Origin of the sequence: Natrinema gari JCM 14663, assembly GCF_000337175.1 — an archaeon.
GTDB lineage: Archaea > Halobacteriota > Halobacteria > Halobacteriales > Natrialbaceae > Natrinema > Natrinema gari.
In genome coordinates this window covers 63,824-75,451 of sequence record NZ_AOIJ01000052.1, presented here as the reverse complement: position 1 = coordinate 75,451, position 11,628 = coordinate 63,824, and the positions used below count along the sequence as shown (strand labels likewise).

The window sequence follows — 11,628 nt, the reverse complement described above, 5'->3', positions numbered from 1 at the left end:
GTCGCTGAAACGGGTCGGTTGTCCCTTAATCTTCAGTCCAGTAGTACAATTCCTCCCGGTCGGCACCGCAGGAGGGACACGCATCGGGGATGTCCTGATCGAGGCGGCCCAGTTCGCCACACTCCCAGCAGCGCCACATCAGTTCGGCCTCGCCGAACGCCTGCCCAGATCTGACGTGTTCGACGCTCATCCCTTCGATGCCGTCCCGGAGCGTGATGTAGAAGCCGTTCTCATCGATCCCCCGAACTCGCCCGATTGCCGTGCCGTCCTCGGCGTAGACCGTCGTTCCGAACGCCAGTCGCGGCTGTTCGTTACCCATGGGAACCACTGTCGTATATCTACGCCACGGGCAGGGATAAATCCCAACGTGCTATATAGAATTGTCCAATGTCGCCAGCGACCACTCGAGTGCTAGCATCGGGTCAGTCCTCGGTCCAGTACATCAGATCCTCCCGTTCGGTGTTGCAGTTCGGACACTCGTCGGGCAGTCCCTCGTCGATTTCGCCCATCTCGCCACACTCCATACATCGCCACATCAAGTACGCCTCACCGAACTCGTGGCCCGAACGGGCGTGTTCGACGCTCATCGCTTCGGCACCGTCGCGGGTCGTGACGAAGAATCCGCTCCGGTCGAACCCCCGAATGCGACCGAGTCGGTTGCCGTCCTCGTCGTAGACCGATTGCCCGAAATTGAGGTCCGCTATCTCCTCGACGGCCGCGTCGTCCCTTTCCGTCCCCGGCGTCTCGCCAGTGTTGACCATGACCGGGCTACATCCGCGACGGGGATAAAGTCACAGCGCGCATTATGCGGGTCGCTCGAGACCGTGTCCGTCCGTTGGGGCCCGAAAGCCGCAGTAGCACGGCACAAAGCTATGTTAGAAGCCAGTATGGTAATAGAAAGCAATATACCGTTCTGGAAGAGAGGTGCGTGATATGATACACAGACACATATATGGGTCTTCTACCAATGACTGTTCGCTCGAGGAACAAGTCATCGAGTTACGGGGGCCGAGAAAGCCCTCGTTCGATACCACCGGGGCGAAACACCGAACGGTGGGTCGATCGGGGGACCGGAATTGCTCATTGTGGCCACTAGACACGGCCATGAGGCGAAATCCGACTGCTAATACGGCCTCGGTCCGTCCCCTCTGTGACGTGATGCGATCATGAGCGGCACCGGTGTCGCCACCATCGGCGACTGTCGGATCGCCTACCGGCGTGCGGGAACGAGCGGGCCGCCGATCGTCCTCTGTCACGGCGCGGGGATCGACGACGCGACCGTCTCGTGGCGACACGCGATCGACGCACTCGCGGCCGACTACCGCGTCTACGCGCTCGATTGGCCCGGATACGGGAACAGTACGGGCGACATCGATCACACCGTCGAGACCTACGTCGACGTTCTCGAGGGCTTCCTCGAGACGCTTCCCTTCGAGCGCGTCTCGCTGGCTGGCATTTCGATGGGTGGCGGCGTCGCACTCGGCTACGCACTGGACAACCCCGACCGCGTCGAGCAGTTGGCGCTCGTCGACAGCTACGGTCTCGGGGGCAAACTGCCGAGTGCGCTCCAGTGGAAAGTGTTGTCACAGGTACCCGGCGCGACCGAGTTCGGAAAGATCGCAGCCGGCACCTCCACGCGGAGCGTTCGCATGGTCCTCGACAGCCTCGTCGCGGACGCCGGTTCGTTGCCCAACCGCTTCGTCGAGGACACGCGCGAAAAGCTGATGGAACCCGGTTCGATACAGGCGTTCCAGGAGTTCCAGAACAACGAACTCTCGTTCAGCGGCCGCGTCCGGACGAACTTCGTCGGCGACCTCGAGTCCCTGTCCGTCCCGACGCTGCTGATCCACGGCCGGGACGATCCGCTGGTTCCCGTCGAGTGGTCGAAGCGAGCAGCGACCCTGATCCCGGACGCCGAACTGACCCTCGTCGACGACTGCGGCCACTGGACGCCTCGAGAGCGCCCCGACCGATTCAATGCGTGCCTCCGGGAGTGGCTGCCGGACCCGCAGGCTGCACCGGAGCCGGAGTACACCAAAGCAGGGATTCCCGGCGTCACTCGAGCCACGAGCGATTAGGCCCGCGTCGCTCGTTCTTCGATGATTTGGCCGGGAGCGCGTGTTCGACGCAACTGCGGCGAACCGCACGACCCGGGGAAGGGCAAGCCGTTCCCAGGTATCGACCGCGAGCGAAGCCGTGCGCGGCGCGTAGCGCCGCGAACAGTCGAACGACCGTCGGCCGTGAGACGGGGTTGGCGAGCGGGCCGACGACTGATGTGAACTAGCATGGAGCGTCACGGAACGGAAGGACGAACGCTTTTGCTGGAGCGTTTGCCGAAGGACGCCACGACGACGTCCACCGTCGCGACAGCTCGCAGGGCAACCGGACCTACATGAAATCCTCGATCCCGCTCTGCTTGTTCTTGTCGTTCTCGAAGATACTCTCGAGCGATCGCTCCAAGACCTCTAAGCGTTGTTTCGTGTAGTCGCGGCAGTCGTACTCCTCGGCGACCTGGATGGCCGTCTGCATGTACTTGTTGACCGAGCCCTTGTGGACGGTGAGGTTGACGCGGCCGCCACACTCCCGACAGTCGCCGGTCAGGGGCATCCGCCGGAACTTCTCGCCGCAGTCGAGACAGCGCGTTTCCTGTCGGGAGAAGGCCCGCAGGTTCCCGATGAGGTCGGGCAGGAAATGGTACTCGATGACCCGCTCGGCCACGTCCGTCTCGTCGACGGCTTCGAGTTTGCGCGACAACTCGAGTTGGGCGTCCATCTTGTCCATCATCGAGCCCAGCGTCTTGTACGCCGAGAGGTCCGGCCCCATCGCGATGTTGGTAGTATCGTGGGTGTGGTCGAAGCCGGTGTACTCCAGGTCGGTACCGAGGTTCGCCTCGGCGATTTCGATGTCGACATCCTCGGGATCGGCCTGCTCGCGGGTCGCGAGGTAGAAGTCACGAGGATACTGCGTGACGACGTCCATGTTGTGGGCCTCGTCGTCGATCTCGGCGGGATCGATCCGGGAAGACATGACCAGCGGGGCGTCCATCTTCCCGCCACGCTGGTCGGGCAGGAAGGTCTTACTAAAGTTCAGAAGGCCGTCAAGAAGGAGCATGACGCAGTCTTCGTCACCATCGCAGTTCCGCCGCTTAGCGGCGTGAAAGTACGGATGCGCGTATCCGACGGCCGCGCTCGTGAATCCGATCACTCTCCCGACAGTTGCCGCGCTCGTGTGTGGTGCCATCCCGAAGACGAGTTCGCCGACTAGATCCTGGCGGTCCTCGAACTCGTAGAAGGGCTCGAGACCGTAATACTGCTCGAGCAGGTCGTCGATGAAGTCGGCGGTCCGCAGCATGTGTTCGGCCGCGCCGTCCGAGAGCACGATGTCCTGTACTTTGAGTTCGACCAGTTGGTCCTCGTGAGTCAGGGGGTCGCCGTGGATGTCTTCCTCGTAGCCGAGCGCCTGGAGTTGGCCGACATCGATGTCGAGTTCGCTGGCCCGAACCGACGTGACCGGGAGGTCGGTCATGTCGTATCGGACGGTCCCGTCCTTGAACGAAGAGACGTCGTGTTTGGCTCGCAGGATGCCCTTCTCGATCGGTTCGGGGACCTTGATTTGCGACGAGAGTCCCTTGACGCCTTTGAGGATCTCGAAGGCGTTCTCGCGTTCCCCGACCGACTCGAGCGCGCTCCGGAACTCCTCGTTGACGTCGATCTCGCGGGTCTCGACGCAGGTGCCCTCGCGCTCGCAGTGGTCGCACTCGACGCGGCCGGCCTCGTCGGGCTCGAGCCGCTGGTCGCAGTCCGGACAGCGATAGTCCGGCGTGGTGCGTTCGTCGCAGTCCGGACAGCGATTCTTGAACGTCTCGGTGCCGCAGCTGTCACAGCGCTGGCGACCGACCTCGAGTTCGACGACGCCGGGGGTGTCGGACATCGTCTCGGCGTGTTTGGCGGCGTCAGCGACGTTGCGCTGCGTGCCGCCGGCTTCGCCGATCGGGAACAGCGTGTGGACCGCCGGGCTCAGATCGCGGCTCTCGGATTTCTCCGGCCGGCCCATTCGGTTGCCGATTCGCGTGGGCGCGCGCTCGCGAACCCGGAACGGCGCGACCTCGTTGACCGCCTCGATGGCGTTGTCGCCCTCGGTCTCGTGGCCCCAGGTTCGGGCACGCTCGGAGAGGTCGTCGTCCGACCACGGACGCTCGAGTTCGATACCGGGCTGCTGGTCGGGCTCGAGCGCTGCGCCGTCGGCGACGGCCTGTCGAGGTTCGCAGCCGACCGAGCGGACGAACGGCCGCCAGTCGTCGATTTCGATGCGGTCCGCGTCGGGGCGCTGGCGGTGTTCGATGACGATCGTCTCGAGGGCGTCGGCGACGACGTCGTCGGACGCGAGGACGAGGATGCTGTCGTCCCCGTTGCCGTCGACGCTGCCGTCGCCGTCGCGCTCGATCCGCCCCTCGGCGACCGCCGCCGCGAGGTCGCAAAAGGCGTCGACGGAGATGTCGTGCCAGAGGTAGGTGTACTCGGGATGGAGGGGAGCGTCGTACTCCGTAGCCCACTCGACTGCCTCCTCGGGATCAGGAAACTCGAGATCGATCCGGGGATCGTCCTCGAGCGCCTGTACGTCGACGCCTGCGGCGGCGAGGTCCTGGACCCACCACTCGGAGGTATAGGAAGCGGGCGCGAGGGGATGGTTGTTCTCGACGAACTCGCCGTAGTTGACCAGGTACTCGCCGAGGTCTAAGATCTTCTCGACGCCGTTTCTGATCTCGAGGGCGTCTTCAGGGTCGTCGATCCGGCGGACGTCGCCGTTGGCCAGTTTGACCGTCGGCCCCTCGATGGAGTCGACGGGGACGACGCCGGCGGCCTTGCCGGGCCGTTCGGTCTTGATCTGGGTTCCCGTCGCGAGGAAGTCGTCGACCAGGTGCATCGCGGCGGGGTGGACGCCGGCGGTCGCGAAGCCGTGATTGCGTGCGCGGCCGTAGCGCAACCGGAACCCGCCCTCCGCGCAGGGATGGGAGAACACCGGTCGGCCGGCGATCAGATCCCGGAGGAACTTCTCGGAGGTGTCGACGCGAGGCGGTCCCTCGGGTTCGTCGGCGGTGTCGTCGTCACCATCGGCACTGTCGTCCATGTCCGCGGCGGCGGCATCCGACGCCGCGTCGTCGGTATCGTCATCGTCGGCAGCGTCGTCCTCGTCGCCGTCGTCGTAGTTGCCGTCGATGAGGTCCTGCAGCCACGGCCAGTCGATCTCGTCGAGGTTCCGGGTGTAGCGCTGGATCTTCGGGGCCTTCAGCGCGATTCCCTCCCCGAGGACGAGACACATCCCGCCGCGGGCGCTGTTGGTATCGACCCGCTCGAGGTCACGGAAGCCCGAAACCTCCTCGTCGCCGGTGGCCTCTCCGTCTAACATGATCGGGAGATGTTTCGCGATGAATTTGGCCTCCTTCGCCTTCGGGCAGTACTGGAGTCCCGTCTCCTTGTCGTAGAGGGCGATTTCCTCGGCGTAGCGTTCGACCTCCTCCTGGCGGGCGTTGAACTGCTCGATGCCGACGAGTGCGCGCGTGTAGTCGGCCACGAGCACAGATAGCGCCTGTGCGGTCCCCCCGGCGGAGCGGATCGGGCCAGCGTAGTAGACGTTGACGAACTCCGTCCCGTCGTCGTTCTCGAGGATTTCGACCTTGTCGATCCCCTCGATGGGTGCGGCGACGACACCCTCCGTCAGCAGGGCGACCGCGGTCCGGACCGCACCCTCGACCTTGCCCGCCCTCGTCTCGTAGTCACCGACGCGTCCCTCGGCGAAGTCCGCGGCGAGTTCGAGGGCCGCCTCCTCCCGTGACATCTGGCCCTCGAGTTCGCGGACCCGCTCGGCGACGCCGTCGATCCCGAGGATGTTCTCGACGCGGTCGGCCATGTCCTTGGCGACCGGAATCTCGACCGCCGGTTTCGGATCCCCGCCCCGCTCTTTGGCCCGTTCGGCGACATCGAAGGCGTCGTCGAGTTGGTCCTCGAGCCGTCGGAAGTACCGTTCGTCTTCCGGGCGCATGTTAGAGCCAGAGGTTGAGGTCGGTGGATTCGTCGTACTCGCGCTCGAGGGGGGCCTCGAAGGTGCGCAGGTAAACCTCGCCGGCCCAGACCGTCGCCTCGTTCAGGTGGCCCGCGTAGGCGGTCCCGTCGTCGTCCGAGAGGACGGCATGGGTGTGGGCGAACCGTTCGTCATCCAGCCACGAGACGTTCCCGACGCAACTGGCGACCTCGAGCGGGTCGTCGAACGCGACCGGCTCGTACTCGCAGGCGTCCTGATCGTAGAACCACAGTTCGGCGTCCTGGACCGCACCGAGCGCTGTAAACCAGGCGGCGTCGGCCTCGACCGCGTCGGCGAGCGACTCGATCTGGGCCCGCCAGTCGGCACCCGTCTCGAGGCGGGCGACGTACTCACCCGTGGTCTCGACGGCTCGATAGTTCATATCCAGCTACTGGATCGGCCGATAGAAAAAGCTCATCGTTTGTTTGGGCGGATGGATACGAACGCGACTGTGGTAGTAGCAAACATCGATGGCTATTAATAATGCGAACAACTTCCAACACAGATATGGGAGACCATCACCATCGAACATGCATGACGACTCGACAACTAGTCACGTTCCAGTATAGAACTTTCCGGCATATATCGCGTTAACACCAAAAATTATATATTCCATCTCATAGGAGTTGTCATTGGTATGTCAAACCACACGTCAGAACTGTCCCGACGGCGACTACTCGCTTCGGGCACTGCCGTCTCCGCGGCAGCGATCGCAGGGTGTATCGGTGGGAGCAGTAGCGACGGTGAAGCGTTCCATTTCACGCAGGAACAGTCTCGAGAGGATCAGTACGATCCGATCGTCTCGAACGACACCTACAGCTTTCAGGTAATCGAGCGGGTCTTCGACGGACTCTACGAGTACAACGAGGGACTCGAATTACAGCCCAGAATCGCGGCGGGCGAACCGACGGTCGAGCGCGACGGGACCCGGTATATCTTCGAGATCAAGGAGGCCGCAACGTTCCATAACGGTGACGACGTAACCGCCGAGGACGTGGCCCACTCGTTTACTGCGCCGGTCGAAGAGACAACGGAGAACGCCGCCGAATACAACATGATCGAGAGCACCGAGGTCATCGACGACTACCAGCTACAGGTCGACCTCGGTGACGATCCGTACGGCCCGTTCGAACTCACGACGATGGCCGTCCTAGTTGTCCCCAAGGATGTCCGGACCGATGATCGCGACGAGTTCAACAGGAACCCGATCGGTGCGGGGCCGTTCAAGTTCGCCGAACTCGGGGACACCTACGTCGAGGTCGAGCGGTGGGACGACTACTGGGGCGATCTGGAACCGAACGTCGAGCGAGTCCGCTTCGAAGCCCACGACGACAACGCAGGTCGCGTCTCCAGCATCCGCTCCGGTGACACCGACGTGATCTCAGAGGTTCCTAACAAGGACTGGGACGTTCTCGATAACGAAGAGAACATCAACCTCCATTCCTCGGAGAGTTCGACGTACATGTACATGGCCTTCAACTGTAACGAAGGACCGACGGCAAATCCCGAGGTACGGCGAGCGATCGCCCACTCGTTCTCGATGCAGAGCTTCATCGAGAGCAACGCCGGGAACGTGACGACGCCGATGTACAGTCCGATTCCGCCGGTCGTCAACGATATTTGGGAGTTCCCGGAAGAGGAGTACAAGAATATGCTGCCGGAGTACGACCCCGACCGAGCGAAGTCGTTGCTCGACGAACATGCACCGGACGACTTCGAGCCGACGATCCTCACGCCGTCGGGACTTCGGGCACAGCTCGCGGAACGAATCGCCACCCGACTCGACTCGATCGGCTACGGTGCCGACGTCCAACAACTCAACTTCGCGGCGCTGCTCGACAAGTACCACACGGGTAACGCCGACGATTACCAGATGTACCTGCTGGGCTGGTCCGGCGGTGGCGACCCGGACGACTACCTCTATGCACTGTTCCACGAGAGTCAGGCCGGTGCAACCGGCAACCAGGGCCACTACTACGAAGGGAGCGATTCCTTCCACGACGACCTCGTTCGGGCGCGGAACATGTCCGACCGAGATGAGCGCTACAAGATTTACGACCCAATTATTCGGGAAATTGTCGAGCAGCTTCCGGTCCTGTCGGCGTTCACGCTGGACAACACGATGGCGTCACGCGACTACGTGAAGGATCTCCAGGCCCATCCGGACTCCGCGACGAACCCGGTTTTCGTCTCCGATTATGCTAATGTCTCAATAGAATGATGGATGTGGTCGGACGAGGTTTGCCGGGAGTGTCAACGGTTTCCCGAGCATAGCGGGTTGAACGACCGCGAACGAAGATGACCGCGACGAATCAACAGACAGATTCACGGATTCATGAAATTACTCAAATACGCGACATACAGGCTCTTGCAGTCGATCCCCGTCCTCATCGGGATCTCCGTTATTACGTTTCTGCTTGCGAACCTGGGACCTGGCGACCCGGTCAGTCTCATGCTGCAAGGGCAGGAACAAAACGAGCAGTTAGTACGGGCGATCGAACAACGATACGGACTCAACCAACCGCTCCACGAGCGGTACCTCACGTACATGGGCGGCCTGCTAGAGGGAGACCTCGGGCAGAGCATCCATTATCGACGGCCGGTCGCCGATCTGATACTGGAACGGGTCGGCCCGACGCTTCTATTGGTCCTGTCGGCATATGCGTTCGCCCTCATCACGGCGATCCCGCTCGGAGTCGTCGCCGCCGACAAACGGAACGAACCGAGCGATCACGCTTCCCGGGTTGCCGCGCTCATCGGCGTCAGCACCCCATCGTTCTGGATCGGGATCGTGCTGATATTGATCTTTGCCGTCAAACTCGAGTGGCTCCCATCGAGCGGACTCGTCTATCCGTGGCGGCCTCCCAGTACCTATCGGTCGATAGACGGCCACCTCGAGTTGTACTATCAGTCGCTCAGACACTTGCTGTTGCCGATGATCGCACTGGGGACGCTGCAGATGGCGACGATCATGCGCGTCGAACGGACGCAGATGATCGAATCACTGCAAGGCGAGTACGTCAAACTCGCCCGCGCGTACGGCGTTCCCGAGCGGACGATCCTGCGAAAGCACGCGTTTCAGGTCGCCCAGTTACCGATCGTCACCATCGTCGGGGCCAACCTGTCGACGGCGATCGGCGGTGCCGTCATCGTCGAGACGGTGTTCAACATCAACGGCATGGGACAGCTATTCGTCGACGCGATCCAGCAAAACGACTATCAACTCATGATGGGGGTGACGATGATGCTCGGCGTGTTGTTCGTTCTCGGCGTCATCGTTACCGACATCTCGTATGCGTACATCGATCCACGGGTTACCTACGGTGAGAGTGAATAACTATGGCAGTCGGTGAATCACAACTCGACAGCGAGACGGAATCGGGAGCCGAAGACGAAGTCGAGGCACGCGTCGGGTGGCGGTACACCGTTGCACGGATCAAACAGGACACGACGGCCCGGTTGGGGTTGTACATCGTGTCGTTCACGTTGTTCGTCGCGATGTACACCTTGATCGACAGCAACCTGTCACGGCTCACGTTCGGACAGGTATCCGATTACACGTTCGCACAACTGCTGCCGTTCTTCGATCACCCCACGCACATTCCGCCGCCGGGTGAGGGAACCCAGCACATGCCGCCGTACTTCCCGCTGGCGGAGCAGTCGTGGAACCCACTGCCGGCGGGCGGCACGCTCGATCATCCGCTGGGAACCGACCACACCGGACGGGACTACTTCACCAGAGTCGTCTACGGCACGCAGGTGTCGGTGTTCGTCGGGCTCATCTCGACGTTCATCGGCCTCAGCGGTGGAACGATCATCGGTGCCGTCGCGGGCTACTACGGCGGAAAAGTCGACGACATCCTGATGCGGATCGTCGAGACGGTGTACGCCATCCCGCCGCTGATCCTCATCATCGTCTTCACCGTCTTCATCGGCGGAGCCAGCATCTGGTATGCGGTACTCGGCGTCGGGATCGCCTTTATTCCGATCTTCGCCCGCATCATCCGGAGTCAGGTCTTGAGCGTCCGCGAAATGGACTACATCGAAGCCGCACAGGCGGCCGGGGTGAAAGACCGCAACATCATCATGCGACACGTCGTCCCCAACAGCTTCGCCCCGATGCTCGTGTACGCGACGCTCCAGATCGGCGTGACCATCCTCATCGTTGCGGGACTCTCCTTCCTCGGGTACGGGGCGCAGCCACCGACCCCGGACTGGGGGCAGATGCTCAACATCGCACATCGCAACTACATGCATTCGAATATCTGGCTCTCGATCTGGCCCGGTATCGCGATCATGATCACCATCATGGGCTTCAACCTGTTCGGCGACGGCCTGCAGGACGCCCTCGACCCACAGATTGACGACTAATTATGAGCTCCGAACCACTACTTCGCGTCGAGAACCTCAAGACGCAGTTCTTCACCGAGGAAGGTACAGTACGCGCAGTCGACGGCATCTCGTTCGAGGTCCGCGAGGGCGAGATCGTCGGCCTCGTCGGCGAGAGCGGCGCCGGGAAATCGGTCGCCTCGATGAGCATCATGGGACTCGTCGAGAGTCCCGGCGAAATCGTCGGGGGCGAGATCACGTACAAAGGCGAGACCCTCTTCGGCCTCGAGGAGGGGCCGGACGGCGACCTCCAGGAGCGCGACGACATGCTCTCGAGCGAGGAGATTCGCACCCGAATCCGGGGCAACGAGATCGCGGTGATCTTCCAGGACCCGATGGAGTCGCTCAACCCCGTCTTCACCGTCGGCGGCCAACTGCGCGAGTTCATCGAACTTAACCGCGGGCTGTCGGAGGACGAGGCGCGAGCGGAAGCGATCGACATGCTCCGCGAAGTGGGCATTCCGGACCCCGAAGAGCGCTACGACGAGTACCCCCACCAGTTCTCCGGAGGGATGCGCCAGCGCGTCCTCATCGCGATGGCGCTGGCCTGTGAGCCCAGCCTCATTATCGCCGACGAGCCGACGACGGCCTTAGATGTCACTGTCGAGGGACAGATCCTCGATCTCGTCGACGACCTCCAGGAAAAGTACGGGACGAGTTTCATCTGGGTCACCCACGACTTGGGCGTCGTCGCGGAGATCTGCGACCGGGTGAACGTCATGTACCTCGGCGAGATCGTCGAGAAAGCGACGGTTGACGACCTGTTCTACGACACCAAACATCCCTACACGAACGCCCTATTGAATTCGATTCCCCGCCCCGACCGGACCGTCACGGAACTCGAGGCGATCGAGGGTGTGATGCCCGAAGCGATCAGCCCGCCGTCGGGCTGTCGGTTCCATCCGCGCTGTCCGGACGCGCGGGAGGTCTGTAAACGCGCCCATCCCGACGTGAAGGTGGTCGCCGACGGCGACGGGGAACCACATCAAGCGGCCTGTGTGAAACACGACGCGTTCGACGCGGGCTACGACCAGAGCCCGTCGCTCGAGGGAGTCGCGGTCGACGCCGGACCGGCGGCGGCCCAGGAGCCGGAGTCGGAGCTCACGGCAAATCCGGCCGGCGACGACAGCGGAGGTGAGAACCGTGAGTAGCGGCATTCGA

At 62.6% G+C, this 11,628-nt stretch carries 9 protein-coding genes; 5 read left to right on the top strand and 4 right to left on the bottom strand.

Annotation, left to right across the window (positions count from 1 at the left end):
• Positions 1-25: 25 nt before the first annotated feature.
• Together C486_RS11495 and C486_RS11490 are read right to left on the bottom strand one after the other, a co-directional pair.
• Positions 26-319 (bottom strand): DUF7130 family rubredoxin-like protein, encoded by a 294-nt coding sequence (locus C486_RS11495; RefSeq protein WP_008456259.1) that lies wholly within the window; start codon positions 317-319, stop codon positions 26-28.
• Positions 320-422: 103 nt separating this feature from the next.
• Positions 423-761 carry a DUF7130 family rubredoxin-like protein gene (locus C486_RS11490; RefSeq protein WP_008456257.1) on the bottom strand — a complete coding sequence of 113 codons (339 nt, stop codon included), beginning with the start codon at positions 759-761 and terminating at the stop codon, positions 423-425.
• A gap of 405 nt (positions 762-1,166) precedes the next feature.
• On the opposite strand from C486_RS11490, the gene C486_RS11485 reads away from it, so the two are divergent.
• Positions 1,167-2,078, top strand: a complete 912-nt coding sequence (locus tag C486_RS11485) for an alpha/beta fold hydrolase (RefSeq protein ID WP_008456256.1) — start codon at positions 1,167-1,169, stop codon at positions 2,076-2,078.
• Between the two features lie 310 nt (positions 2,079-2,388).
• Here C486_RS11485 and C486_RS11480 read toward each other — a convergent pair whose 3' ends face one another.
• Both C486_RS11480 and C486_RS11475 read right to left on the bottom strand, forming a co-directional pair.
• Positions 2,389-6,039, bottom strand: a complete 3,651-nt coding sequence (locus C486_RS11480; RefSeq protein ID WP_008456253.1) for a DNA polymerase II large subunit — start codon at positions 6,037-6,039, stop codon at positions 2,389-2,391.
• Position 6,040: 1 nt separating this feature from the next.
• Positions 6,041-6,460, bottom strand: a complete 420-nt coding sequence (locus tag C486_RS11475) for a PPC domain-containing DNA-binding protein (protein ID WP_008456252.1) — start codon at positions 6,458-6,460, stop codon at positions 6,041-6,043.
• Positions 6,461-6,715: 255 nt separating this feature from the next.
• On the opposite strand from C486_RS11475, the gene C486_RS11470 reads away from it, so the two are divergent.
• The 4 genes from C486_RS11470 (at position 6,716) to C486_RS11455 (ending at position 11,618) form a co-directional block, all read left to right on the top strand.
• Positions 6,716-8,299: an ABC transporter substrate-binding protein gene (locus tag C486_RS11470; RefSeq protein WP_008456250.1), complete on the top strand. Its 1,584-nt coding sequence runs from the start codon at positions 6,716-6,718 to the stop codon at positions 8,297-8,299.
• Between the two features lie 114 nt (positions 8,300-8,413).
• Entirely contained in the window at positions 8,414-9,415 is a 1,002-nt protein-coding gene (locus C486_RS11465; RefSeq protein ID WP_008456248.1) for an ABC transporter permease, read from the top strand.
• A 2-nt stretch (positions 9,416-9,417) separates the two neighbouring features.
• On the top strand, positions 9,418-10,449 hold the full coding sequence (locus tag C486_RS11460) for an ABC transporter permease (RefSeq protein ID WP_008456247.1): 1,032 nt from the start codon (positions 9,418-9,420) through the stop codon (positions 10,447-10,449).
• Between the two features lie 2 nt (positions 10,450-10,451).
• On the top strand, positions 10,452-11,618 hold the full coding sequence (locus C486_RS11455; protein ID WP_008456246.1) for an ABC transporter ATP-binding protein: 1,167 nt from the start codon (positions 10,452-10,454) through the stop codon (positions 11,616-11,618).
• The last annotated feature ends 10 nt before the right edge of the window (positions 11,619-11,628 follow it).